The organism is Tumebacillus sp. BK434 (genome assembly GCF_004340785.1).
Lineage (GTDB): Bacteria > Bacillota > Bacilli > Tumebacillales > Tumebacillaceae > Tumebacillus_A.
Map to the genome: position 1 here is coordinate 1 of NZ_SLXS01000011.1, position 24,929 is coordinate 24,929.

The window sequence follows — 24,929 nt, forward strand, 5'->3', positions numbered from 1 at the left end:
TGACTCGTATCTCATCTCTGTAACACTCGTTTAGTTTTCAAGGATCAAGAACAGGATGTTCATTGTCCAGCGTTGCGACAGGACGTCGCGTTCTTCGCTGGGCTATCATCACCGCGTGTCTCTCGCGGCGACAAGAGATAATCTATCATATCCAAACTCAGATGTCAACTAGAAGTTTTGATCTTCTCATCACCGCGTCTCTCGCGGCGACAAGAACCATCTTAACACACGCCCCTTCATCCGCTCAATTCGCCTCCGCGAACAAACGCAAACAAACCCAATGAAGAACGGCTCTGCGCAGAGAACCGCTTTCCCATACGCGCTAAGAACCAGGTATTCGCCAAAGTCCGCTTCCACGCAGAGCATGTAAGGTCTAACCGCTCCGCATTTTGTCCATCCTGAATCTGATACAGAAACATATCCAACAAAGGAGCCCGCCCAATGTTTACGCACAAACTCACGCTGACCGCCGCCGCTTTGCTTGCCGCAGCACTGCTCGCCGGCTGCGGTCCCAAAGAAAAGATCACACCCACTCAGCAACATCCGCAGGATACTCCGTCAGCTGCCGCGCTCAGCAACAAAGCGCCGGCCAAGCCCACGCTGCAGATGAAAGTGGACGTCACCGGCACCAGCGCGAAGATCACCTTCCGCACCGACAACATCCGACTCGCGCCGGAACATTACAGCGGGATGCACATCCCCGGCGAAGGCCACATCCACCTCTTTGTCGACGGCAGCATCACCCGCATCGGCGTCAAAGAAAGCACCTACGTCCTGAACGACCTCACCAAAGGCAAACACACGCTCGAAGCGACGCTGCACACCAACAACCACCAGCCGTATAACGTCAAGGACACTGCCGAATTTCAAATCAACTAACAAAAAGAACCCTGCCCGCACCTCCGCGAACAGGGTTCTCCCATCGAAAACGATCATATAAGAACTACGCCTGCGCCAGATCCCGGCGCTTCGAGCGCATCCTAAGCTCCGACACCACGATCCCGGCCAGGATCAACACGATCCCGACCCATTGCACGCCCGCGACGTGTTCGCGCAGGATCACAAACGCGGCGACCACCGCTACCGGCAGCTCGATCGAACCGAGCACGCCGGCCAGCGAACCGCCGACACGCGGAATGCCGATGTTAAAGAACACCGGCGGGATGATCTGCCCGAGCGCTCCGATTAGCAGCGCCCAGAACCACAGCCCGTCGAACAGCGTCCCGTTCCACAAAAACGTCGGCGGAAACACGAAGAACACCGCCACCGTCGAAGCCACCGCGATGATCGCGGAGTTCACCCACGGCGAAGTCCCCTCGCGCACATAGCTCGTAAAATACAGGAATGTGCTGTACGTCACCGAAGACAACAGGCCCAAGAGCAGCCCGGTCATCGAAACACTACCCCAATCGGCGTGCAGCAGGTCAACCGCAAACACCGTCCCTGCCAGAATCAGCACCAGCGCGGCCCATTTTGCTTTGTTCGGCTTCCTGCGGGTGACCAGAAAATCGATCAGCATCACAATCCACGCAAACTGGAACAGGAGCACGATCGCCAGCGACGCCGGCAGATCGGCCAGCGCCAGGTAATAAAACACGCTGGTGCCAGTCGACAGCAACCCGAGAAAAACGAACAAGAGCACATCGCGTCCGGTCAGCTTCTTAAAATGACGGAACTGAAAGGCGGCGATCAACAACAGAATGGTTGATGCCATGAAGTACTGCGAAGACGTTACATCACCCGGCGTAAAACCGGCGTCATACGCCATCTTTATCACCGGCGAGATCAACCCGTAGCTGGCCCCGCCAATCAAGACAAATAAGATCGCCCACATGCGGCTCATCGTAATCCCACCTTCTCTGAATCTCACAACACCCTCACAGAATACCGATCATACACTAGTTCGTTTCCCGATGCACGAGGTCACAGCATCACAATAAAGTAGCGCAAAAGCAGTGCAGAAAAACGGGTTCCTTCTTCCTATATAAGATAAGACATTCCACTTCGCCTCATCCCAGACAAAAAAAGAGACCCGGACCTCCCGCATAAGGGAGCCGGATCACGCTCACAATAGTCCTAACGTCGCCGCCGTGTGCGGCCCGATGCGCCGCTTGATGTACAGTTCGGCGATCACGTACGGATCATCAACCCACACCGACTGGTTGTTCTGCTTCACCGCCACGCGCCGCCGCTGCTGCCCGCCGCCGACCGTGTCGAGCACCGAATACATCGCCGTCCCGACCGGCACGTACAAGTGTACAATTTTACGCCCGCTCGCAAGCAGGACCCGCACCTCCGGGAACGGGGACAAGAGCGGATAGATCCGCGCATGCAGAAGCGATGTCACCGCCAGCAGGTAGCGGTCTTCGCTGCCATAGCGCGCGATCTCGTGGTTGATCCCGACGACCCGTTTGTCGTCGCTGATCCCGAGATAGAGATTGCCGTTGTTCGAGTTGGCAAACGCCACGACCGACTTGAGAATCTTCTCTTTCGAATTCTGAAAATCGAGCTTGAATTCGATCTCCTGATTCTCCTCTCGTGCAATCGCCCGAAACACATTGTCCTCCCGTCCGAGGTACAGATAGCGCGAGATCGCCCGCAGCCGGTACGTGTACGATTCGAACACATCCTGATCGAGCACCACATCTTCGATCCGGTAGCGCACTTCCTGCCAGAGCTGCTGCACGTCCCCGTGCAAGCAGATGTCGAACTGCACCTTCCGCCCCAGCGCATGGATGTCAAAACCGACCCCGCAATCCGCTTCCTGCGGCTGGTACTGCAGCCCGCCGCTCTCCAGCACAAAAACGCCCGCCTGCAGCAGCGCATCGAAATACACCCGCGGCATCGCCAGCTTTTTGCGAATCCGCTCTTTAAAAAGCGGCAGTCCGGCCCGCTCCACCTCATGAAACAGCCGCAGCTGAACCTCCTGCCCGGCAACCTGTTTTAGAACAGCAACAAATCGACAACTGAGTAATTGATTCATCCGTTTGTACCCGGTTTGCCGAGCCGCTGGAACATCTTATTCTTGTACGCTTCCACGCCCGGCTGGTCAAACGGATTGACCCCGAGCAGGTAGCCGCTCAGCGCACATGCCTTTTCAAAAAAATAGAACAGGTGCCCGACATGCCGCTCATCCAATTGCGCAAGCGTCAACAGCAGATTCGGCACGTTCCCGTCCTGATGCGCCTCGACCGTGCCCCGATAGGCCTGTTCGTTGACAAAAGTCACGCTTTTGCCGGCCAGGTAATTCAGGCCGTCCGGATCGCCGGGCAGGTCGGGCACCATCCGCTCGCTCCCCGTCCGCGCCACCCAGAGCACCGTTTCGAACAGATGACGGGGGCCGTCCTGGATGAATTGCCCCAGTGAATGCAGATCGGTCGTAAATTGCGCCGCCGCCGGAAAGATTCCTTTGCCGTCTTTCCCTTCGCTTTCCCCGAACAGCTGTTTCCACCACTCGGCAAACGCCGCAAACGCCGGTTCATACGCGGCCAAGAGCTCGATCTGCTTGCCTTGGCGGTACAGCTCGTTGCGCCAGACGGCGTAGCGGTAACAACCGTTGGCGTCGAGATCGGGCACCGCATACTCCGCGCTCGCTTCCTGCGCCCCGGCCAGCAGCTCGCGGATGTTCAGCCCGGCCACGCCCATCGGCAGCAGGCCGGCTGCCGTCAGCACCGAATATCGGCCGCCGACATCGTCCGGCACCACCAGCGTTCGCCAGCCTTCCCGTTCTGCCAATCCCCGCAGTGCGCCACGCGTCCGGTCGGTCGTGGCGATGATCCGCCTGGCCGTTTCCTGCCGGCCGTATTTTTGCGTCATCCAGTCCCAGGCGATGCGCAACGCCAGGGCCGGTTCGGTCGTCATACCCGACTTGGAGACAACATTGATTTCGACATCCTTATCGGCAAGAATCGACAAGACACTATTTATATAGGAAGCAGAAAGATTTTGCCCTAGAAAATATACGGCAGGACCTTTGCGCTCTGCCAGGGGGAGTTGATTGGAAAAATGCGGCGTGAGCAGCTCGATCGCCGCCTTTGCGCCCGCGTAGGAGCCCCCGATTCCAATGACGAGCAGCGCCTCGGCACGTGCCCGAATCCCTTCGGCCGTCTCGGTGATCTGCCGTACCTCTTCATCATCCGGCGCCAGCGGGTCGAGCCAGCCGAGCCACTTCTGTCCAGGTCCGCCCTTTCCGTGCAGCAGGTCGTGCGCCCGCTGCGCCTTGGCCTGCCAGCCGGCCGATTCAATTCCATCCATGTATACAGCGGCGCGGGGAAAATCGACTTGAAGTTTCGACATCGTTCGACCCCTTTCGGACTCCGTTTGCTTTATCCATATGACCAGTCCGCCCGGCTCATACTCCCTCCGGTCATTTAACATTCGGGGCTCCCGAATTGTCCAAATATTAAAAACAACTTATTTATCCCGTTAACCCGCTTGATTGCGCTTCCAAGAAGAATGTTAACATTTATCGTTGACAAAAACTTGAACTGCAAGCAGAATAGCACTAAGGGTAGAAAGACCTAATTTTTGGGGGAGGGGTAGCACATGAGAGCACCCAAGAACTGGCTTCTTGGAGCTATCGGGATTGGCCTGGTAGCCTCCATGCTGGCATTTACGAACGGACAAGCTGCAAGCAACAACGGAAATGGAAATGGGGTTCCGTTTCAGTTGGCCGCTTTGCAAGAGGAGTTTGATGCGCTGAAGAGCGCCTTTACGGCACAGCAGTCCACAGTTGGCAATCTGCAGGGGATGCAGACTTCACAAGATCAACTGATCGCCCAACTGAAAGCTGAAAATGCACAACAAGACCTGGTGATCAAGTCGCTGCAAACCACATCGGCCGATCAAGTGAAGCAGATCAAGACCTTGGAGACCCAATCGGCGGAGCAAACGACCGCTATCAGCTCCCTGCAGTCGAAATCGGCAGCTCAAGACCAGCTGATTCAAACTCTGAATGCCCGTTTCACCGCGCAAGACCAAACGATCGCCGGCCTGAATGCGCAACTGCTGCAAACCGGCGAAGTGATCAAGGGCTATGAAGCACAGCTTCCGGCGTGGATGAACAAAGCAAACGCGCTGCAAACGGAAAATGATGCACAAGCCGCACAGATCATCGAACTGCAAAACCGCCTGAACAATCTGCAGACACCCGACTACTCCGGCGTGATCGGTCAACTGAACGGCAAGATCGCCGCTCAGGAAGATGTGATCACAAGCCTGCAGGCGCAACTGGCTGCACTGGAAGCGAAACTTGCCAACCTCGGTTCCAACCCGCAGCTGCCGGGCGGCACCACCACACCGACTCAGCCCAACCCGGGCACCGAGCCGACCCAACCGACTCCGGGCACCGACCCGACCAAGCCGATCCCGGGCACCGATCCGTCCCAGCCGACTCCGGGCACCGACCCGACCAAGCCGATCCCGGGCACCGATCCGTCCCAGCCGACTCCGGGCACCGATCCGACCAAGCCGATCCCGGGCACCGATCCGTCCCAGCCGACTCCGGGCACCGATCCGTCCCAGCCGGCTCCGGGCACTGGCCCGACCAAGCCGACCGATGAGGTCATCCTGCCGCAGCTCCCGGAACCGACCGTGCCGACCAAGCCGACTCCGGTCCCGACTGCAAAAGGCTCCTACGAAGAAAGCTCCAGCCTGATCAACTACACCGGTGTCTGGACCGACTTCTCCGCTCCGCAAAACAGCGGCGGGGCCGTCAAGTACACCGGCGAAAAAGGCGCTTCCTTCAAGGTGAACTTCACCGGTACCGCGCTGCAGATCGTCGGCTACAAGTCCAAGTACATGGGCATCGCTGACGTCTTCATCGACGGCAACAAAGTAGCCAGCATCGACTACTACGCCGCTTCCACCATCTACAAGCAAGTGCTGTTCACCGCTGCCGGCCTGGAGCTGGGCGAACACACCGTTGAGATCGTGGCGACCGGCACCAAAAACAGCGCTGCGCTGAACTCCAACATCAACATCGACAAGATTGTTGTGGAGTAACAGAGTCCCAGTGCCAAAGAACCACACGTTCGACATGAACGTGTGGTTTTTTGTCGATACAGAGAGACTTTCGTCGTAAAACGATTAAAATTGTTTATTTAAACTACTACTTATTGACTAGGTTTATAGGAACAATGCATAATGAGGTTGGGGATACACACTTTCGAGTGCAGGGGGAAGGAGTATGAGATGAAAGCTGCCAACACGACGCTCATCATGGCGCCTCTCGCAATTGCGACGGCCGTCTTGGCGTTCGTCTTCAGCGGGCCTGAACTGCCGCCGTCGACATCGAGCCAAGCAGCCGGCAGCGGGTCTGTGACGACGTCACAACAGAATAACGCCACTGCCGACAGTCACGGAGTACCGGGCGATCTGTCCCGTTTGGAGGAGCAGATCAAGAAATTAACCACCCGGGTGACGAATCAGGATCAAGTGATTCAGACTCTGCAGACTCAACTGACCAGTCAGGAGCAACGCACGTCCGATTATCAAGGGCAAATTGACGTGCTGCACGCGCAAGCTGCCGCTCAGCAACAGCAGATGGAACGCCTTCAGACCCAGACTTCAACCCAGCACGAAGGCATCACCGAATTGAAAGCTAAATCCACAGCTAACGAACGTGACATCCGTGAGCTGTTCGCGGCTGCCAAGACCGACCGGCAGAATGTGAAGGAACTGCGGAACATCACCGCCATTCAATCTTCTGAGATAGATGGTCTCCAAACTGTCACCGCCGCTTATGAGCAACAGATTGCAGGCCTTGAATTGGATTCGAAGCAATATGCAACACAGTTCAAAGAGGTGCTTCAGGCGTCGACCGACCTGAAGAACAGCCTGGAAGCGGTGAAAAGAGCCAACCAGGACAACGCGAACATGATCGGCGGCGTCAGCAACGCTCTCTACGCGCAAAGCCTCAAGATCACCGCGCTCGAGCACAACTCCGACAGCGAGGCGATCGAGGAGCTCGACACGCGCATCGGCGAGCTGGAGACGGCGAAGGCGGCGCTGCAAGCGTCGATCGACACGCTGGAAAACGCCAAGGCGGCGCACGAGATCTCTCTCGAATCGCTGAACACGCTGGCGACCGCCAACAAAGGCAAGATCGACAACCTGATCGCCCAAGACGCAGCCTTCAGCAGCGACATCACCGCGCTGAAAGCAAAAGACACTTCGCTCGACCAGGACATCGCCGCCGTGAACACGGCCCTCGGCGCGGAGAAATCCGCGCGACAGCAGGCGGTGACCGACTTGGAAACGGCGCTCGCGACAGAAGCGACCGCCCGCAGCACCAAGGACACCGAGCTGTCCGGCATCCTTGCCGCCGAAACATCGGCCCGCATCGCAGCCGACAACAAGCTGACGAGCGACCTCGCGGACGAAGTGACCGCTCGCAAAGACCTGGGCATTGCGCTTACGGCGAGCATCGCAAGCCTGAACACCACGCTGACCAGCGAACTGAACGCGCTGAAGACGAAGCTCGCCGACGACCTCGCAGCTTTGAACAGCGCGATCACCGCGAAGCTGGACGAGCTGTTTACTGCCAATGCAGCGCAAGACCTTGCGTTTCTCTCATTCAAAGAGGGGTACGACGTGCAGATCCAATCCCTGCTGACTCGACTTACCGGACACGATAACTCGATCGGCGCTCTGCAAACCGCCTCTTCTGGGCTTACAAGCACTGTCACCACCCTGCAGGGCAACTTGCAAACCCAGACCAACAACCTGTCGACCTTGACCACAAACGTCGGCGGCATCCGCTCCGACCTGACCAGCGTCGACGGCCGCGTCACCCAGCTCGAGACCAAAGTCGCCGAGATGATCAAACCGGGCGACGGCACCACCCCAGACCCGGGCACCGACCCCGGCGGCGGCACACCGCCACCAACATGTCCGCCAAATAACATCTGCGAAGAAAATAGCTCAATCTTCGACTGGACCAAGTATTCTGGTTGGACTGATGCCCCATCAAGTAAATACCATTTGAATGGGATAGCAAAAACGGCGATTGCCGGCAACGCGAATACAGCATTGGAATTTGCTTTCTATGGAAAGGGATTTGATCTCGTTGGATATAAATCCGCTTTCATGGGCACCGGTGAGGTGTTTGTGCTCGAAGGGGCTTCAGCAACGCCTCGCTCACTCGGCATTCTCGATTTTGCGCTCCCATCTGGATCCACCACCCAGTACCAACAGGTAATCAAGTCCATGGAGTTGAGCGCAACAGCTGCTATCCATCGGATTCGAATTGTTCCTTTGACCAAAAGCATCAACTTTGACTACATCAGAATCATCCCATAACACAAAAACCGCTTACTCCCACGAGTAAGCGGTTTTCTTTTCCTTCTTATCCCCTCTTATTCCCGAAGGGCTGCCGCTTCGGCCATCGATGCCTGGATTTCCTGCATCGCGGCCAGAACCGCATCATCCTTCGGCTGCCAGAGGTAAGTCGGCACGATCGCTTTGAACAGAGCTTTGATCTCCTCCGCCTTGTGCTCCACGTCGGGCGCGAACGCCATCGCTTCGAGTCGCTTGATCATGAACTGCAGCTCGTCCCACGAAAAGTCCAGCGGACGCCCGACGAAGATCCGGTTGTGCTTGGTCTCCTCCGTGCCTTCTTCGTTCGTCAAAATCTCCTCAAACAGCTTCTCGCCCGGACGAATGCCCGTGTAGACGATCGCAATGTCCTCATCCGGCCGGAATCCGCTCAGCCGAATCAAGTCGCGCGCCAGATCGGCGATGTTCACCGGCTCCCCCATGTCGAGGATGAAGATCTCCCCGCCTTCCGCCAAGGCACCGGCCTGGATCACCAGCTGCGACGCTTCCGGGATCGTCATAAAGTAGCGCACCATCTCCGGATGCGTCACCGTCACCGGCCCGCCGGCGAGGATCTGGCGCTTGAAGACCGGGATCACGCTGCCCCGGCTGCCCAGCACGTTGCCAAAGCGCACCGCGACAAACTGCGTCTCGGAGATCCGGTCCAGCCCCTGGATGATCATCTCCGCCACCCGCTTCGACACGCCCATCACCGATGTCGGATTGACCGCCTTGTCGGACGAGATCATCACAAAGCGGCTCACCCCGTACTCATGCGCGCACTCGGCGACATTTTTCGTGCCCAAGACGTTGTTCTTGATCGCTTCCTGCGGATTGCGCTCCATCAGCGGCACATGCTTGTGCGCCGCCGCATGAAACACCACGCACGGCCGGTACGCGGCAAACACCGCATTCAGCCGCTTGCGGTCTTGAATGTCGGCGATGATCGTCACCAGTGGCAATTGCGGATACTTGCTGCGCAGCTCCAGCTCGATCTCATAGATCGAGTTCTCCCCATGCCCGAGCAACAGCAGCTGCTGCGGCTCAAACTTGCTGATCTGGCGGCAGAGCTCCGACCCGATCGAGCCGCCCGCGCCGGTGACCAGCACCACTTGCCCGGCCACGTAGCTCGCCACGCCTTCCAGATCGACCTGCACCGCCTCACGCCCGAGCAAGTCCTCGACGCTGACTTCGCGGATCATGTTCACCGACACTTTGCCGGCCACGATGTCAGACACGCGCGGCAACGTTTTGATCTGGCAGGTGGTGCGCTTGCAGATGTCGAGAATCGCTGCGATCTCCGTCTCCAAGGCTGACGGGATCGCGATCAGGATCTTCTGCACGCCGTATCGCTCCACCGCGTACTGGATCGCTTCCCGGCCGCCGACGACCGGCAGTCCGAGGATGCGCAGCCCCCGCTTCTTGTGATCGTCATCGATAAACGCCACCGGGTTCAGCGTCGAATAGGGCGACGTCTTCAGCTCCCGTGCGATCAGCGCCCCGGCGCTGCCTGCACCGACGATCAGCACGCGCGGATGGCTCGGCTCGCTCTTCATCACCGAGTCATGGAAGATCCGCCAGGCCAGCCGCGACCCGCCTACCCCGAGCACCGTGAGCAGCCAGGACAAGAGCAGGACGGTGCGCGGCACTTTGAACCATTCGAACTGCAAATAAATCATTTGATGAATCAGTGCAAAGATCAGCGCGGTCACGATCGTGGCCCGCAAAATCGTTTTCAATTCCCCAATGCTGGCGTACTGCAGCACCGAATGATACATCCGCATCAGATAAAAGATGCCCGGCGTCAGCACCGCATGCAAGAGCACCACATACGGGAACGCCGCAAAATACGTCGGCATCACTTGAAAATCGAAGCGCAAAAAATATGCCAGCGTCACCGCCATCGCAGCGATGCACACATCAATCGTGCCAAGCGTCACCATTCGCAGGCGATAGTTCACCCGACTCTCCCCCCTACTGCACCCAACGACGGCTGTTATTTTACAACCGGCTCTTTTGCATTCGCAATCTCTTCTTTGATCGCCGCGACCACAGCTTCAACTTCTGCTTCGGTCAGGTTGTTAAAAAACGGGATTGCCAGCGTCTTGTCGGCCACGCGCTCCGTCACCGGGAAGTCGCCGCGCTTATACCCAAAGCGCTCGACATAAAACGGCTGCAGGTGAATCGGCGTAAAGTATGGACGGCAGCCGATCCCGCGCTTGCTGAGCCGCTCCATCACCAGATCGCGGTCTACGTCTTCCGCAAAGCGGATCACGTAGACGAACCAGCTCATCTTCACGTTGTCCTCCACGTGCGGCACGATCACTTCCGCCACGCCTTGCAGCCGCTCCGTATACATCGCCGCGACCCGGTCGCGCTTCGCCAGGATCTCGTCGATGCGCTCCAATTGCGCCACGCCAAGCGCTGCGCTCAGCTCGTCCATGCGGAAGTTGTAGCCGAGGCGCACATGCGACAGCCACAGGCCGTCTTCGCCGCGCCCTTGGTTGCGGATCGAGTGGCAGAGCTCGGCGATCTCGTCGTTGTTGGTGACGATGATGCCACCTTCGCCGGTCGTCATCTGCTTGTTCGGATAAAACGCAAACACCCCGGCATCGCCGAGGCCCCCGACGCGCTCGCCGTTCCACTCCCCGCCGATCGCTTCACAGGAGTCTTCGATCACCCACAGGCCGTATTGCTTCGCCAAGACGCGGATCTCGTCCATGTTCGCCGGCTGGCCAAACACGTGCACCGGCAAAATCGCCTTCGTCTTTGGCGTGATCTTCGCCTCGATCTGCGTCACGTCGAGGTTGTACGTCTTTTCGTCGATGTCGACAAAAACTGGCACGGCGCGCTCAAACAGAATGCAGTTCGCCGACGCCACGAACGAGAACGAGGTGGTGATCACTTCATCGCCTTCGCCGATCCCCATCGCCGCGATCAGCATGTGCAGGCCGCTCGTCCCGCTGTTGCAGGAGATCGCATGCTTGACGCCCACATAGTCGGCCATCATCTGTTCAAACTGCTTCATCTTCGGCCCGAGCCCCAGAATGCCCGAATCGAGTACTTCCATGACGAGATCTTTCTCGCGCTGTGTAATATCCGGTCCCGAAAGTGGAATCATCATCGTCTCTCCTCAACTGTTCGTTTTGATAACTTTGGCCGGCACGCCCACCGCCGTCACATCGTCCGGGATGTCCCGCACGACGGCGGCGCCTGCGCCGATCACCGCGCGCGCCCCGATCTTGACCGTCTGAATCACCACAGCGCCGATGCCGACATGAGCCAGCGCCCCGACTTGCACCGCACCGGCCAGATGGACGCCGGGCGACAGGTGCGCATAGTCCCCGACCGTGCAGTCGTGGTCGACCGTCGCCGCCGTGTTGAGGATCGTCTGCTGCCCGATCCGGCTGTCCGCGTTGATGATGCATCCGGGCATCACCAGCGTCCCGCTGCCGATCGTCACGCCGCTGCCGAGGATCGCCGACGGGTCGATCAGCGTGGCGAACTCCACGCCCCTTGCCGCCAGCTGCCCGGCCACCTTTTGCCGTACGGCGTTGCTGCCGATCCCGATGAAAAAGCGGGTGTCGCGGTGCGCCTCATACGGGAAATCATCCACCGTGCCCAAGTACGCCCCCTGCGGCGCGGCAGGTTCGCGGTTGTCCAGAAAGCCGAGCAACTCATAGCCGCTCCGCTTCGCCACATCGGCGACCACTTTGCTGTGGCCGCCCATGCCGATGATGATCAGTTGGCCTTGCTTCGCTTCAACGTTCACGTCGTTTGGCTCCTTTGGCCCTGCTTGCCTTGAAACTTGGCGATCGTCACATGCCCGGTCTGGTTGATGCCTTCGGAGCGCACCACTTTCCTCAAGGTCATGTACAAGATCTTCAGATCCAGCCAAAACGACTGGTGATCGACATACCAGACATCGAGCCGGAATTTTTCTTCCCACGAGATCGCGTTGCGCCCGTTGACCTGCGCCCAGCCGGTGATGCCCGGCTTGACGTGGTGGCGGCGCGCCTGCTCCTCCGTATACAGCGGCAGGTACTCTTTCAGCAGCGGGCGCGGCCCGACCAGCGAGATGTCGCCTTTCAGCACGTTGAACAGCTGCGGCAGCTCGTCGAGGCTGGTCTTGCGCACCAGCTTGCCAAACGCCGTCAAGCGCACGTCGTCAGGCAGCAGCTCGCCGTTTTCGTCGCGCTCGTCGGTCATCGAGCGGAACTTGTACAAGGAAAATAGCTTGCCGTGCAGACCCGGACGCTCCTGCTTGAAGATCACCGGCGACCCGAGCTTTTGCCGGATCAGATACGCCGTGATCAGGATCACAGGCGACAATACCATAAGCAGGACGGCAGACACCGTCAGATCAAATAACCGTTTCATCTAGACCCCACCCCATCAGCAACATGACTCTAACCCATTCTTCCCTGTGCGGCCGCTTCCGCATAGACCCGCATCATCTCGGAGCGGATGATCGCGATGTCATACTGCGCGGCCAGCTCCCGGCTGCGCTGCCCCATTGCCAAGCGCAACGCCGGATCTCTGTATAGTTTGGAAAAAGCGTCTGCGGTCGCACCCGCATCATCCGGCGCCACGAGATACCCATTCTCGCCGTTATGCACCAGATCGCGGTTGCCCCGCACATCGGTCGCCACGATCGGCAGACCGGCAGCCATCGCTTCCATCACGGAGCGCGGCAGCCCTTCTCGTCGCGACAACAGCGTCGCGGCGTCGGCCGCCTGCATCAGGTCGGGGATGTCCAGACGGTACCCGAGGAAGGTCACCGCCTGGCCGAGCCCCATCGCTTCGACCTGCTGCATGTACGCCTCCTCCGCCTCGCCCGTCCCGACGAGCAGGCAGCGGGCGGCGATGCCTTGCTGCTGCAGCTGCTGCATCGCGCGGAACAGCTGCCCTTGGTTCTTGTTCGCGTTCAGCTCGGCGACGCAGAGGATCAGCAGTTCGTCCTCCGCAGCGCCAAGCTCCGCGCGCAGCTTGCTTCGGATGCCGGCTGCCGTCTCCCGGTCAGGCTGGAACTGCGACGTGTCGAGCCCGACGCCCGGCACGTACAGCACGTCGCCGCGCACGGGAAACGTCTGCGCCCGCGCGTAGTCTTCCCGGTTGATCGTCAGCAGCACGTTGGTCTGCCGCGCCATCAGCCACTCCACCGGCGCAAACAGGAGCCAGTTCGCTGTTGGCGCCCCTTGGAAAAAGTGGAAGCCGTGCGCCGTGTACAACACGCTTGGCACCCCGGTCAGCCGGGCGGCGATGCGGCCGAGGATCGAAGCGACCGGAGTGTGGACATGCACCAGCTCGAATTGTTCCTCGCGAAACGACCTCACGAGCTCGCGCAGCGCCTTGATGTTCTTCGGCTGGAACGGGCTGCGTTCAAACCGGACATCGTGGCAGATCAGCCCCCGCGCTTCGAGGCGCTCTCTGGCGTAGTCGGGTGAAGCGTAGACGTGCACCTCATAGCCTTGCTCTTGCAGCCCGGTCAGAAACGGGATGTGAAAGAGTTCAAAATGGCGGTACACCGAGGCCACAAAAGCTGCTTTTTGCTGCGGTGCAGACGTTACAGTCTCCACAGGACAACACCTTCCGGGCAGTCGCGCTGCTCCAGCATGTTTTTCACGTCGACGACGATGCCGGTGCGGTGTTCCAGCAGGTTCTGCACGCCGGTCCAGCCGAGGTCGCGGTACGCTTGGTGCGGCACGGCGACGACGACCGCGTCGGCCGGGGGCAGCTCGTCCAGCGGAAGCAGCGGCAAGCCGTACTCATGCTGCGCTTCCTCCGCATCGGCGAGCGCGTCGGTGACGCTGACCTGCACGCCGAACTCGCGCAGCTCTTCGATGATGTCGATGACGCGGGAGTTGCGCAGGTCGGTGACGTTTTCCTTGAACGTCAGGCCGAGCACAGCAACGCGCGCGCCTTGAATCAGTTTATTCTGCAGCGCCAACTGTTTGACGAGCGAAGTGGCGATAAATTTGCCCATCGAGTCGTTGATGCGGCGTCCGGCGAGGATCACCTGCGGGTGGTAGCCGATGCTTTCCGCCTTGTAGGTCAGGTAGTACGGGTCAACGCCGATGCAGTGCCCGCCGACCAGACCTGGCGTGAAGTTCAGGAAATTCCACTTCGTGCCGGCCGCGGCCAGCACTTCGCTGGTGTCGATCCCGAGGCGGTCGAAGATGATCGCCAACTCGTTCATCAAAGCGATGTTCAGGTCGCGCTGCGTGTTTTCGATGACTTTGGCCGCTTCGGCGACTTTGATCGAAGAAGCGCGGTAGACGCCGGCCTGCACGACCATGCCGTAGGTGTCGGCGACGACTTGCAACGTGTCTTCGTTCATGCCGGAGACGACTTTGACGATGCTGGTGAAGGTATGTTCTTTGTCGCCCGGGTTGATCCGCTCCGGCGAGTACCCGACAAAAAAGTCGGTGCCGCAGACGAGCCCGGACATCTGCTCCAGGATCGGCACGCAGACTTCTTCGGTCGTGCCCGGGTAGACGGTCGATTCATAAACGACGATCGTGCCTTTGGACAGATGCTTGCCGACCGTCTCCGATGCTTTGACCAGCGGCGTCAGATCCGGCTTCTTGGCCTGATCGATCGGCGTCGGCACGGCGACGATGATGAAGTCGCACGCGGACAGGCGCGCCGGATCGGCGGTGTAGTCGATCTGCGTGCGCGCAAGCTCCGCTGCCGACATTTCGTTGGTGTAGTCAACCCCTTGTTGCAGCGTTTCCACGCGGTGCCGGTTGATGTCAAAGCCGACGACCGGCACCACTTCCCCAAACGCGGCTGCCACCGGCAAGCCGACATAGCCAAGCCCTACAATCGCGATCTTTCTCATCTCAGTTCACCCCGTAGTAATCTTTGTACCAAGCGACAAATTGGCCGATACCTGCTTCGATCGGCGTGGCCGGTTTGAAGTCCACGTCGCGCATCAGGTCATCGACGTTTGCGAACGTCGCGGGGACATCGCCGTCCTGCAGCGGGAGCAGCTCTTTGATCGCCGTCTTCCCGACCGCTTTTTCGATCGTTTCGATGAAGTAGGACAGCTGCACCGGCGAGTTGTTGCCGATGTTGTAGATCTTGTACGGTGCGTACGAGGTGCCCGGATCGGGCGCATCGCCCGACCACTGCGGGTCCGGTTCCGGGATCTTGTGCGTCAGGCGGGCGATCCCTTCGACGATGTCATCGACGAACGTAAAGTCGCGCTTCATTTCGCCGTTGTTGAACACTTTGATCGGCTTCCCTTCGAGGATCGCCTTCGTGAACAGGAACAAGGCCATGTCCGGACGCCCCCACGGGCCGTAGACGGTGAAGAAGCGCAGCCCCGTCGTCGGCAGCCCGAACAGATTGCTGTAGGTGTGGGCCATCAGCTCGTTCGATTTTTTCGTCGCCGCGTACAGGGACAGCGGATGGTCGACGTTTTGATGCACGGAAAACGGCATCTTGGTGTTCGCGCCGTACACAGACGAAGACGATGCGTAGATCAGATGCTTCACCTTGTGATGGCGGCACCCTTCCAAGATGTTCAGGAAGCCGACCACGTTGGAGTCGATGTAGGCGCGCGGGTTCTCCAGCGAGTAGCGCACCCCGGCCTGCGCCGCGAGGTTGATCACCGTGTCGAACTCATGCTCAGCAAACGTCCGCTCGACGAGCTCGCGGTCTTCAAGCGATGCCTGCACGAAGGTGAAGTTCGGATGATCGTGGAAGCGGGCCAGACGGTCTTTTTTCAACTGCACATCGTAATAGTCGTTCAGGTTGTCGATCCCGACGACCTCTGCCCCTTCCGACAGCAGGCGGATCGCCAGGTGTGAGCCGATAAAGCCGGCCGCTCCCGTGATCAGCACCTTTTGCGTGTTCCCCATGTTTCTTGCCCCTTTCCCCCTGCACCTCTAGCGGGTGCGCTGCTCGGCCAAACGCCGCAAGCGCGTGTAAAAAGTGGTGCGGCGCTCGCTGAGCAGGTTTGCGTGATATTCTTTCGCTTTGTGCCAGTTCTGATCGGAGCGCTCCGTGTACAGCTTGGCATCCTGGAGCATTTCGGCGATGCGCTCGGCCAGCGCCCCCGCATCTTCCACCGGCACGAGGTCCTCCTGTTCGAGCAGCTCCGGAATCCCGCCGACATTGGTGCCGATGCAGGGCAGGCCCCGCGCCATCGCTTCGATCACCGCACGCGGCAGGCCTTCGGTGCGCGAAGGCAGGATGAACAGGTCGGAGCGGTCCAGCTCCCGACGCACCGCTTCCGGCCCTGGCAACAGTCCTAAAAAGTCGACCTTGTCCGAAAGCTCTAACGACGCGGCCACCTCTTCGAACTGCGCCCGGCAGACGCCGTCTCCGGCCAGCACGAGGCGGGCGTTGATACCGCGTGCGCGCAGCTTGTGCAGGGCTTGTATCTGCACGTCCTGCGCTTTGTACAAAGTCGCCATGCTGCCGGCGTTGAAGATGCGCACTTCCCCGTGCGGCGCTTCGGTGCGCGGCGAGTCGGCATAGGCGTTGTCGTACAGCTCGATCGACGAGTAGTGCGTGTAAAAAGCGGCCCGGTTCGGATAGCGGCGCTGCAGCGTTTTTTCCGTCACGTAGGAGACGCCGTCCGCCTGCTCGCATTGGCGCTTCAAGTTCCAGGTGGTCAGCACCCTGGCCAGCGGGCGGGCGATGCTTTGCACCGTGCCCGGCGCCAGCGAGTCCCACGGATCACCGACGACTTCGCAGGCGTACGGCTTGTTCGTTTTTTTCACGACGTTCCAGACCAGCGTGCCGATCGCGCCCGGAACGCGAAGCATGACGGCGTCGCAGGCCTTGACCGCCTTTTTGATCTCTTCTCGCAAGGCGCGGCGCCGTTTGAGATACTGCCACGGTCCCTGATAGTCGGGCAGGCACCAGAACTCGATGTTCTCGCCGCCGGACAGCTTCCACTTCGGATCGGCCGTCTCGACCTGCTTGACGCGGGCGACGACGAGGACTTCCGGGAAGACCTTGAGGTAGCGCTGCCAAAACGATGCGTCCGAGACCGAGTCATTCCAGACCCGGCCGTCCGGCGTGCGGTAAAAATGTGCTTCCAGTGCGACTAACAGTTTCATCGGGCAATCTCCTTTTGGTCCAGCGCGTTGTGAAACACCATTTCTTTTTTCGAGGCGAGGAAGAGGATCATGAACGGCACCGCGCCGTTTTTGATCAGGACGAAGACGATGTTGTCGCCGTCCGAGCCGAGCATGAGCAGACTCAGGTTGATCAGGAACGGCAGGATCAAGACCCGGGCGTCATCTTTGTCCCACGTCAGCATCCAGTAGCGGATTCGCCTGACGTAGACCGCAAAGACGATATACGAGGCCGGCGCGGCGAAGATCCCGAAGTTGAGCATCGCTTCCCCGGTCAGGCCGTAGATCCGCGAGGAGTATTTCATCCCCGGCGAGTCTTCGAGCGAGCCGTATTGGAGCTCTGTGCCTTCCTTGATCTTCGTCTCCGGACGGCCCGGCCAGAGCGAGGAAGGAATGAGCAGCGTGACCGAGCCGATGTACGTCCGGCCCCAGGCGTACTTGAACCCGTTGTCGGGGATGTTCAGCCGGTAGAGCAGGAACGCCTGCACGTCGCTTCGTCCGAGGTCGGCGAGCAAGGTGGTCTCGATGCCGCGGTTGTGCGAGGACTGCAGCTCCTCTTTGGCCGAGCCGCCTTCCATCAGCGCCTGAATGCCTTCCGTCCCGGCCGCTTTGTAGAAGCCGTAGATGTACATGAAGGAGATCAGAAAGACCATGGCGACGGCGATAAACTGTTTGGACATCGGCCTGACCCACATGTGGATCAGCCCGGCCGCCCAGAACAGTCCCCAGATCGTGTTCGAGCGGGAGCCGCGCAAGCCGCCGAACAGCAGCTTGAGGATAAAATAGACGGCGAGGATCCCGATGATCATCACCCAGCTCTTCGCCCACTTTTTGTCCTGCGTGATGATCACCCAGAACATCAGGAAGAGGATCGGGAAACTTTCCGAGATCATGAACACGAAGCCCATGCCTTTGAAGTTTTCGGAAGACCCTTCTTCAAATGCGGTGATATAGCCGACGATCCCGCCGCTTTGCGCGTAGACGAGCATCTGCAGGGCGCCGGTGACAGCAAGGCCTGCCGTGAGCAGCAGCAGGAGCCGCTTGCGGTCGATCTTCCACTTCATGAACATCTTCGGCTTGCTCTTGGTGCTGAAGCCGAAGTCGCGGATCACCCGGTAGATGATCAGTCCCAGGAAATTCAGCCAGGCCATCCAGCCCAGCCAGTCCCGCCAGTCGGACGGCGGGATGATGTAGCGCATCCAGTAGTCGTACGTGATGTGCATAAGTGGCGCGGAAAAGAAAAAGTGCGCCATGAACAGCCCGAGGATGCCGGCCGGGTCGAACAGGTCGTAGCGGCCGGTCATCCAGTTCACCGCGTCGATCAGCACGATCAGCCCGCTGAGCCCGATCGGCACGAGAAACCAGTGCAGATAGCGGGCGTCTTTAAAGACGAGCCAGGTGAAGATGAGAGCCACGATGTAGAAGGGCAGTACGTAACTCAGGATGCGCATGTTGGCTTCATGACGATCAGTTCTCGTTCGCAGTTGCAATTGTTGCAGATTCGTCATCAGGGACCCCCTTGCCAAGCGCGTAGAGGTTGAGACCAAGCGTCGCCAGCGTCAGGAACGCGTAGCTGGCGGTCATCGCCACCGCCGCGCCCATGATGCCTTGCGACGGGATGAGCAGCCAGGAGACGGCCGTCACGACGACGGTCATCAGCGCAAACAGCGGCACCTGCGCTTTGAACAGGCGGGCGGCCGTCGCGCCGTACCAGAAGATCGACGACAGGTTGGACAAGCCGGAGCCGATCATCAGCATCAAGAGCACATCGTTGTGCGCCGCATACTCCGGCCCGTACGACAGACGAAGGAACCATTCGCCGAACAGCCAGACGCACAGCACGCCGAACGTGCCGAGCCCGGCACCCATCAAGGCCAGCTTGACGAGCAGCTTTTTAAAATGCGCGCGGCTGCTCTGATAATAAGCGGCGAGCCTGGAGGCAGCGGTCTGGCCGAGCGCGTTGATGATCGTCTGGTTGGCGAGCCACAGATAGGCGAGCGCCGCATAGATGCCCAGTTCGGCGACGCTCAACTGCTGCTCGATGAAGTAGCGCGGCACGTTGGCGTTCAAGTTGGTCAACAGGGACGCGATGCCCATCGGCAGCGCGAGCCGTGCGAGGCTCCACAGGCGGTCGCTGTTAAAACCGGGCTTGGTGCCAAACGGCTCCGGTGCGGCATGGGCGAGCCGGTTGCCGTTTTTCACGTCGTAAAAGGCGAGGCTGGCCAGCCAGAACACAGCTTGGGCAGCCGATGCCCAGATCACCGAGCCTGTGGCAAACAGGCAGATCACGAACAGGAGCAAGGTGCCTGCGCCGCGCAGCACCAGCGATTTCGAGACGAGGTCCATCCGCTCGCGCTGTTGGAACAGCCCGTAGTAGACGTCAGACACCGCTTCGAACGCTTTGGCCAGCCCGACGAGCAGCACGACGGCGGCGGTGACCGCGTCGTAGCCGAGCGCGAGGGTGAGGCCGGCGATGACGAGCAGCGACAGCAGCGCCATCAACAGCCGAAGTCCGAGATAATCGGCGAAGATGTACGAGCGCTTCGCGTCGGTCGCCTGCACCATGCGCAGCTGCAAGTTCAGGAACAGCACGACCGGTGCGGTCAGAGCCAGCCCGAGCGCGTACTGCCCGACCATCTCCGGATTCCCCAACTGTGCCAGCGCGACCATCATCCCCCACTGGCAAGCCGTATACCCGACATTCCCCCCAATCGTCCAAGAAAAGTTCCGTCGAAGCGAAAAAGCCATCTCCCTCTCAAATCCCCCAGTAGCATGCCATTTAATATTAGTTACATTAGCCGTAACTCTCTTCTTTTTTAATATGCATTAGAGCAGAACTCTACGAGGTAATTATACCATATCTCCCCCCAATTTCTTTGATAGATTCGTGGAAAGTCGACAAATAGTTACAATTCTGTTGTTTAATATCATGATCAATATTAAGCGCCACAACAGGAGATATTTTACGACCCACGCGTAGCTCGCGTCCCGGTTTGAACATGAAAAAGTCCCGGACCGGTTGCGGTCCAGGACTTTACTTTGTCTCCTTCACCTTGAACACTTTGCGCAGGTACTTCGCCGCCTCGGCCGGCAGATAACAACAGCGGAAACAGCTTGGCGTCGATCAGCACCGGCTTTTTCGCGAAAAACCGCCCGTACGCCGCCACGCCTTCCCCCCGCGAACCGGTCCCGCCACAGCCACGGGTCGGTCTTCAGCCCCGTGTGCCAGTGACTGTCATCTCGCCCCACCCTTCCCAATACCAGATCTTTCCCCTATTGTAAGCCTTAGAAAATTTTTTTTAAAACCAGTGAACGTTTTCCCGCAGTCAGTCGTACTATCATCGAAATCAACGCCGGAGGCACCCGATATGGAAGAGAGAGAGGAACAGGAACTGATCAGGCTGGCTGTGCGCGGCGACGCGGTGGCGCTGTCGCTGCTGATGCAGCAGCACTATTCCTTCCTGATGAAATATCTGATCAAAGTCACGCTCAATCCCACGCTGGCCGAAGATGTCACGCAGGAGACGATGATCAAATGCATCGAGAAAATTCACCTCTACAACGGCAAGGCCAAGTTCTCCTCGTGGCTGATCACCATCGCCACCAACCTGTACATCGACGACCTGCGCAAGAAAAAGCGCGAACAAAACTGGCAGGAGCAGGAACAGTCGCTCCGCAAAATGCGCTGGCAGGCCACCCAGCACCAAGAGGACTGGCCGCTCGTGCTCGACGCGCTGGGCGGGCTGTCCGAAGATGTGCGCCTGCCGATCATCTTAAAACACTATTACGGCTACTCCTACGACGAGATCGCCGAGATCATGCAGCTCGCCGCCGGAACTGTCAAATCCCGCATTCACAACGGCTTGAAAAGCCTGCGAAAGGAGTTGTCCCCCGATGACCGCTCATGACGAGCAATCCACCCTCGACGAGATGAAAAAAGGCCTCGACCAGCTCGACCGCCTGCATCCGGTGTACACGCCCGACCTGCAATGGTTCCAAGCCCGCATCGCCGCCGAGCAGAAAAAACTGCGCCGCCGTCTGCTCCAAGATCTGCTGCTCTTTTGGCTGGTCGCAGCGGTCGTGCTCACCGTCACCCTCGCCGTCTATACGCAAAACCGCAGCCTGTACCTGATCCTGCAGGCGCTGGCCGTCTTCGTGCCTGTCGTCTGGCTCCTGCGCACGAACGCCCGAAAGCAGGTGGACACCAAATGACGCACGACGAACTGCTCGTCCTCGCCGCCATCGTGCCGCTGATGCTGCTGCAAAGCACCTGGCTGTTCATCAACGCCCGCAAGCACGGCCACAACCGCTGGTTCTGGGGCATCTGGGGCCTGATCCAGTGCCCGTTTCCGACGATCTTTTATCTGTTGTTCGCCCGTAAAATCCTCAGCAAAAGGACGTGACCTTCATGCAAGCACAAGACGTAACCGTACCAAGCGCATTCCCGCTCCAAGGCACCCTCACCCTGCCGCACAGCGGCGGCGAAAAGTTCCCGGCCGTGCTGTTCCTCCACGGCTCCGGCCCGATCGACCGCAACTCGGACGCCAAAGGTCTGCCGATCAACGCCTTCAAGCAGTTTGCCGAACAGTTCGCCCGCATCGGATTCGCCTCGCTCCGCTATGACAAAAGAGGGGTCGGCAAAAGCGGCGGCAGCTTTGTCGAGACCGGCATGTACGACCTCATCGACGACGCGGTGGCGGCGGTGAAGTTTCTGAAACAGCAGCCGCAGATCGACCCGGAGCGGATCTACCTCCTCGGCCACAGCGAAGGTGCGATTCTGGCGCCGCAGGTGCTCGAGCGCGAACCGGTCACCGGCCTGATCCTGCTCTCCGGCGTCGCTGAGTCGCTGAAAGCCACCGTCGACCGCCAGAACGAGATGGTGATCACCGAGCTCGACAAACTGACCGGCTTCAAAGGCTTCCTGATCCGCCTGCTTGGCGTCGCCAACAAAGTGCGCAAAGACAGCGTCAAGACGTACCACAAGCTGACGAGCTCCACCACCGACACGATCCGCATCAAAGGGATCAAAGTCAACGCCAAATGGTTCCGCGAGCATTACGCCTACGACGTCAGCACGTCGCTTGCCAACGTGACCTGCCCGACGCTCGTCATCACCGGCAGCAAAGACATCCAAGTCCTGCCCGCCCACGCCGAAGCGATCGCCGCGCTCGTCCAAGGCCCCGCCGAGTGGCACGTCATCCAAGGACTCACCCACATGCTGCGCAAAACGGATGTCGAACCGACCATGCTCGGCCTGAAAAAAGACTACGCCCAAGCGGTCAGACAACCGATCGACCAGGAGCTGGTCAGCCTCGTCAACAACTGGTTGCAAGCGCAGCATGCCTAGCAATTTCTGAGAAGCCTCCGGGCTTCTTTTTTGTTATCATGGTCTCGAAAGGTGGGATCTCCCGTGATTAAAATCCTCATCACCGACGATGATCCGCATATTCGCGAACTGATCAAACATTATCTGCAAAAAGAAGGCTTCCACACCCTGGAAGCGCAAAACGGGGTGGAAGCGTTAGCACTCATGGAACAGGAACTGCCCGAGCTGATCGTGCTCGACATCATGATGCCGCAGATGGACGGCTATGAATTTTGCCGCACCGTGAAACGGCAGTACGACCTGCCGATCCTGATGGTCACCGCCAAAGGCGAGTCGGAGCAGAAGATCAAAGGCTTTCAGCTCGGCACGGACGACTACCTCGTCAAGCCGTTCGATCCGCTGGAGCTGGTCATGCGCGTCAAAGCGCTGCTCAAGCGCTACCGGATCAACGCTTCGCAGACGATTCGCATCGGCGATGTGCAGATCGACCGCCTGACCTTCGAAGTGATCGCCGCCGACCAGCGCCTGTCCCTGCCGCCGAAAGAATTTGAGCTGCTCTACAAGCTCGCCGGCTACCCCGGGCAGATTTTTACCCGGGCGCAGCTGATCGAAGACATCTGGGGGCTCGATTACGAAGGCGATGACCGCACCGTCGACGTGCATGTCAAGCGGCTGCGCGAACGCCTGCAGCCGCTGACGTCCGACTTCAAGATCGCCACCGTGCGCGGGCTCGGCTACCGCTTGGAGGTCACTCTATGATCAAAAGCCTCTACTTGCGCATCGTCCTGACCTTTATCGGCGTCGTGCTGCTCAGCCTGATCGTCTCCTTTTTCATCTCGGTGCAGCTGTTCAAGACGCAGGCGTTAGAAATCATGCAGTCCGACATGGGCCGGGTCGGACAACAGGTGCTCCGGCTCTATGACAATCAGCGCGAGCACAACCTCGACGCCTATTTTCACAATCTGGCCGACCTGAACTACTACACGTTTCTCGTCTACAGTGAAAACGGAGCGAAAAAAACGTTCGTGCCGAACAACGGCAAATTCAGCTTCGACATCGAGACCGACGTGGTGCAAAAAGTCCTGCACGGCGGCGTCTACCGCAGCTCGCTGGAAGGCAGCGTCAACTTCCGGCACCTCGCCGTTGGCTTGCCGTTCCAATCGGAAGGCAAGCGCTATGCGCTCTTTTTGCTGCCCGCGCCGGGACAGGAAGAGATGACCGGCCACAGCTATCTCTTGATCGTGCTGTCGATCATCCTCGCGGTCGGCTCGCTCCTGATCCTGATCGCCTCGCGCTTTCTCGTCCGCCCGCTCGTGCAGATGACGGCGGCGACGAAGCGTTTGGCCAAAGGCGATTTTGACGTGCGCATCTCCTACAAGCGCCGGGACGAGCTGGGCACGCTCGCCGACAGCTTCAACCACATGGCCGCAGAGCTGCAGCAGATCGAGCAGAACCGCCAGGATTTCGTCTCCAACGTCTCGCATGAGATCCAGTCGCCGCTGACTTCGATCAAAGGCTTCTCCAAAGCGCTGCAAGAAGACGAGCTGAACCGGGCGGACCGCCTGCGCTACCTGCAGATCATCCACGATGAGAGCGAGCGCATCTCCCGGCTCAGCGAAAATCTGCTCCGCCTCGCCTCGCTGGAATCGGAGCATCACCCGTACCGTCCGCAAGCGTACGCCTTGGATGAAGGCATCCGCCAAGCGGTGATCGCCGCCGAACCGCTGTGGTCGGCAAAAGACCTCGACATCGAGCTCGACCTGCCAGCCGTCACGCTCGCCGCCGACCCGGATCAACTCAGCCAAGTCTGGACCAACCTGCTCGCCAACGCGGTCAAATACACCCCGCCCGGCGGCTCGATCTCCCTCACCGCCACCTTGCAGGCCGACACCGTCACCGTCTCCGTTCAAGACACCGGCATCGGCATCGCGCAAGAAGAGCTGCCGAAGATCTTCGAACGCTTTTACAAAGTCGACAAGTCCCGCGACCGCTCGCTCGGCGGCAACGGCCTGGGGCTCGCCATCGTCAAAAAGATCATCTCCATCCACGGCGGCACGATCACCGTGGACAGCACGCCTGGCAGCGGGACAACTTTTTTGGTAATCCTGCCCAAGGGGTAAGGTTGTTCATACTCAGTTCATATTGGCACACTATGCTTACCTCAGAACTTACAGGAAAGGGGTAAGCATTTT

General features: G+C 59.3%; 23 protein-coding genes. 9 read left to right on the top strand and 14 right to left on the bottom strand.

Going from position 1 to position 24,929, the window contains the following annotated elements; genetic code table 11:
• Positions 1-441: 441 nt before the first annotated feature.
• Positions 442-879: a DUF6130 family protein gene (locus EV586_RS18850; RefSeq protein WP_132946626.1), complete on the top strand. Its 438-nt coding sequence runs from the start codon at positions 442-444 to the stop codon at positions 877-879.
• A gap of 64 nt (positions 880-943) precedes the next feature.
• Here EV586_RS18850 and EV586_RS18855 read toward each other — a convergent pair whose 3' ends face one another.
• The 3 genes from EV586_RS18855 to EV586_RS18865 all read right to left on the bottom strand — a co-directional run bounded on the left by EV586_RS18855 (position 944) and on the right by EV586_RS18865 (position 4,296).
• Positions 944-1,843 carry an EamA family transporter gene (locus EV586_RS18855; protein WP_132946627.1) on the bottom strand — a complete coding sequence of 300 codons (900 nt, stop codon included), beginning with the start codon at positions 1,841-1,843 and terminating at the stop codon, positions 944-946.
• A 222-nt stretch (positions 1,844-2,065) separates the two neighbouring features.
• Positions 2,066-2,983 carry an AlbA family DNA-binding domain-containing protein gene (locus EV586_RS18860; RefSeq protein ID WP_132946628.1) on the bottom strand — a complete coding sequence of 306 codons (918 nt, stop codon included), beginning with the start codon at positions 2,981-2,983 and terminating at the stop codon, positions 2,066-2,068.
• Positions 2,980-4,296 (bottom strand): glucose-6-phosphate isomerase, encoded by a 1,317-nt coding sequence (locus EV586_RS18865; RefSeq protein ID WP_132946629.1) that lies wholly within the window; start codon positions 4,294-4,296, stop codon positions 2,980-2,982. Before EV586_RS18865 ends, EV586_RS18860 begins: the two co-directional genes overlap by 4 nt.
• A gap of 249 nt (positions 4,297-4,545) precedes the next feature.
• Here EV586_RS18865 and EV586_RS18870 point away from each other — a divergent pair, with 249 nt between their 5' ends.
• Both EV586_RS18870 and EV586_RS18875 read left to right on the top strand, forming a co-directional pair.
• On the top strand, positions 4,546-6,003 hold the full coding sequence (locus tag EV586_RS18870; RefSeq protein ID WP_132946630.1) for a hypothetical protein: 1,458 nt from the start codon (positions 4,546-4,548) through the stop codon (positions 6,001-6,003).
• A 189-nt stretch (positions 6,004-6,192) separates the two neighbouring features.
• Complete coding sequence (locus tag EV586_RS18875) at positions 6,193-8,301, top strand: coiled-coil domain-containing protein (RefSeq protein ID WP_132946631.1); 2,109 nt, start codon at positions 6,193-6,195, stop codon at positions 8,299-8,301.
• A 56-nt stretch (positions 8,302-8,357) separates the two neighbouring features.
• Here the strand turns inward: EV586_RS18875 and EV586_RS18880 are convergent, their stop codons facing one another.
• From EV586_RS18880 to EV586_RS21910, 11 genes are all read right to left on the bottom strand, one after another.
• Positions 8,358-10,277, bottom strand: coding sequence for a polysaccharide biosynthesis protein (locus tag EV586_RS18880; protein WP_132946632.1), 1,920 nt, complete (start codon positions 10,275-10,277; stop codon positions 8,358-8,360).
• 35 nt (positions 10,278-10,312) lie between these two features.
• Complete coding sequence (locus EV586_RS18885; protein WP_243653091.1) at positions 10,313-11,437, bottom strand: DegT/DnrJ/EryC1/StrS family aminotransferase; 1,125 nt, start codon at positions 11,435-11,437, stop codon at positions 10,313-10,315.
• Between the two features lie 12 nt (positions 11,438-11,449).
• Positions 11,450-12,088 (bottom strand): acetyltransferase, encoded by a 639-nt coding sequence (locus tag EV586_RS18890; protein ID WP_243653092.1) that lies wholly within the window; start codon positions 12,086-12,088, stop codon positions 11,450-11,452.
• The gene (locus EV586_RS18895; protein ID WP_132946634.1) at positions 12,085-12,696 is read right to left on the bottom strand and encodes a sugar transferase; all 612 of its coding nucleotides are present in this window, start codon (positions 12,694-12,696) and stop codon (positions 12,085-12,087) included. Before EV586_RS18895 ends, EV586_RS18890 begins: the two co-directional genes overlap by 4 nt.
• Positions 12,697-12,725: 29 nt before the next feature.
• The gene (locus tag EV586_RS18900; RefSeq protein WP_132946635.1) at positions 12,726-13,895 is read right to left on the bottom strand and encodes a glycosyltransferase family 4 protein; all 1,170 of its coding nucleotides are present in this window, start codon (positions 13,893-13,895) and stop codon (positions 12,726-12,728) included.
• Positions 13,883-15,160: a nucleotide sugar dehydrogenase gene (locus tag EV586_RS18905; RefSeq protein ID WP_132946636.1), complete on the bottom strand. Its 1,278-nt coding sequence runs from the start codon at positions 15,158-15,160 to the stop codon at positions 13,883-13,885. The genes EV586_RS18900 and EV586_RS18905 overlap by 13 nt, the downstream gene beginning before the upstream one ends.
• A 1-nt stretch (position 15,161) precedes the next feature.
• Complete coding sequence (locus EV586_RS18910; protein ID WP_132946637.1) at positions 15,162-16,184, bottom strand: NAD-dependent epimerase; 1,023 nt, start codon at positions 16,182-16,184, stop codon at positions 15,162-15,164.
• 27 nt (positions 16,185-16,211) lie between these two features.
• Positions 16,212-17,393 (bottom strand): glycosyltransferase, encoded by a 1,182-nt coding sequence (locus EV586_RS18915; RefSeq protein WP_132946638.1) that lies wholly within the window; start codon positions 17,391-17,393, stop codon positions 16,212-16,214.
• Positions 17,390-18,919 (bottom strand): hypothetical protein, encoded by a 1,530-nt coding sequence (locus tag EV586_RS18920; RefSeq protein WP_132946639.1) that lies wholly within the window; start codon positions 18,917-18,919, stop codon positions 17,390-17,392. Before EV586_RS18920 ends, EV586_RS18915 begins: the two co-directional genes overlap by 4 nt.
• Complete coding sequence (locus tag EV586_RS18925; RefSeq protein ID WP_132946640.1) at positions 18,879-20,159, bottom strand: lipopolysaccharide biosynthesis protein; 1,281 nt, start codon at positions 20,157-20,159, stop codon at positions 18,879-18,881. Before EV586_RS18925 ends, EV586_RS18920 begins: the two co-directional genes overlap by 41 nt.
• Before the next feature lie 215 nt (positions 20,160-20,374).
• Positions 20,375-20,578 (bottom strand): hypothetical protein, encoded by a 204-nt coding sequence (locus EV586_RS21910; protein ID WP_481937774.1) that lies wholly within the window; start codon positions 20,576-20,578, stop codon positions 20,375-20,377.
• Positions 20,579-20,779: 201 nt separating this feature from the next.
• On the opposite strand from EV586_RS21910, the gene sigY reads away from it, so the two are divergent.
• The 6 genes from sigY (at position 20,780) to EV586_RS18955 (ending at position 24,857) form a co-directional block, all read left to right on the top strand.
• The gene (sigY, locus tag EV586_RS18930; protein WP_132946641.1) at positions 20,780-21,319 is read left to right on the top strand and encodes an RNA polymerase sigma factor SigY; all 540 of its coding nucleotides are present in this window, start codon (positions 20,780-20,782) and stop codon (positions 21,317-21,319) included.
• A complete protein-coding gene (locus EV586_RS18935) occupies positions 21,306-21,623 on the top strand; it encodes a YxlC family protein (RefSeq protein ID WP_132946642.1) in 318 nt (105 codons plus the stop codon). Before sigY ends, EV586_RS18935 begins: the two co-directional genes overlap by 14 nt.
• Positions 21,620-21,814 carry a sigmaY antisigma factor component gene (locus EV586_RS18940; RefSeq protein ID WP_132946643.1) on the top strand — a complete coding sequence of 65 codons (195 nt, stop codon included), beginning with the start codon at positions 21,620-21,622 and terminating at the stop codon, positions 21,812-21,814. Before EV586_RS18935 ends, EV586_RS18940 begins: the two co-directional genes overlap by 4 nt.
• Before the next feature lie 5 nt (positions 21,815-21,819).
• A complete protein-coding gene (locus EV586_RS18945) occupies positions 21,820-22,758 on the top strand; it encodes an alpha/beta hydrolase family protein (protein ID WP_132946644.1) in 939 nt (312 codons plus the stop codon).
• A gap of 63 nt (positions 22,759-22,821) precedes the next feature.
• Positions 22,822-23,496: a response regulator transcription factor gene (locus EV586_RS18950; protein WP_132946645.1), complete on the top strand. Its 675-nt coding sequence runs from the start codon at positions 22,822-22,824 to the stop codon at positions 23,494-23,496.
• A complete protein-coding gene (locus EV586_RS18955) occupies positions 23,493-24,857 on the top strand; it encodes a sensor histidine kinase (RefSeq protein ID WP_132946646.1) in 1,365 nt (454 codons plus the stop codon). Before EV586_RS18950 ends, EV586_RS18955 begins: the two co-directional genes overlap by 4 nt.
• The last annotated feature ends 72 nt before the right edge of the window (positions 24,858-24,929 follow it).

Excerpts from the sequence above, each read along its gene's own strand:
- sigY (WP_132946641.1), top strand. The coding sequence starts at position 20,780 with ATGGAAGAGAGAGAGGAACAGGAACTGATCAGGCTGGCTGTGCGCGGC.
- EV586_RS18905 (WP_132946636.1), bottom strand. The coding sequence starts at position 15,160 with ATGAGAAAGATCGCGATTGTAGGGCTTGGCTATGTCGGCTTGCCGGTG.
- EV586_RS18920 (WP_132946639.1), bottom strand. The coding sequence starts at position 18,919 with ATGACGAATCTGCAACAATTGCAACTGCGAACGAGAACTGATCGTCAT.
- EV586_RS18940 (WP_132946643.1), top strand. The coding sequence starts at position 21,620 with ATGACGCACGACGAACTGCTCGTCCTCGCCGCCATCGTGCCGCTGATG.
- EV586_RS18945 (WP_132946644.1), top strand. The coding sequence starts at position 21,820 with ATGCAAGCACAAGACGTAACCGTACCAAGCGCATTCCCGCTCCAAGGC.
- EV586_RS18865 (WP_132946629.1), bottom strand. The coding sequence starts at position 4,296 with ATGTCGAAACTTCAAGTCGATTTTCCCCGCGCCGCTGTATACATGGAT.
- EV586_RS18935 (WP_132946642.1), top strand. The coding sequence starts at position 21,306 with ATGACCGCTCATGACGAGCAATCCACCCTCGACGAGATGAAAAAAGGC.
- EV586_RS18850 (WP_132946626.1), top strand. The coding sequence starts at position 442 with ATGTTTACGCACAAACTCACGCTGACCGCCGCCGCTTTGCTTGCCGCA.
- EV586_RS18870 (WP_132946630.1), top strand. The coding sequence starts at position 4,546 with ATGAGAGCACCCAAGAACTGGCTTCTTGGAGCTATCGGGATTGGCCTG.
- EV586_RS18875 (WP_132946631.1), top strand. The coding sequence starts at position 6,193 with ATGAAAGCTGCCAACACGACGCTCATCATGGCGCCTCTCGCAATTGCG.
- EV586_RS18895 (WP_132946634.1), bottom strand. The coding sequence starts at position 12,696 with ATGAAACGGTTATTTGATCTGACGGTGTCTGCCGTCCTGCTTATGGTA.
- EV586_RS18860 (WP_132946628.1), bottom strand. The coding sequence starts at position 2,983 with ATGAATCAATTACTCAGTTGTCGATTTGTTGCTGTTCTAAAACAGGTT.
- EV586_RS18855 (WP_132946627.1), bottom strand. The coding sequence starts at position 1,843 with ATGAGCCGCATGTGGGCGATCTTATTTGTCTTGATTGGCGGGGCCAGC.
- EV586_RS18915 (WP_132946638.1), bottom strand. The coding sequence starts at position 17,393 with ATGAAACTGTTAGTCGCACTGGAAGCACATTTTTACCGCACGCCGGAC.
- EV586_RS18925 (WP_132946640.1), bottom strand. The coding sequence starts at position 20,159 with ATGGCTTTTTCGCTTCGACGGAACTTTTCTTGGACGATTGGGGGGAAT.
- EV586_RS18910 (WP_132946637.1), bottom strand. The coding sequence starts at position 16,184 with ATGGGGAACACGCAAAAGGTGCTGATCACGGGAGCGGCCGGCTTTATC.
- EV586_RS18955 (WP_132946646.1), top strand. The coding sequence starts at position 23,493 with ATGATCAAAAGCCTCTACTTGCGCATCGTCCTGACCTTTATCGGCGTC.
- EV586_RS18885 (WP_243653091.1), bottom strand. The coding sequence starts at position 11,437 with ATGATTCCACTTTCGGGACCGGATATTACACAGCGCGAGAAAGATCTC.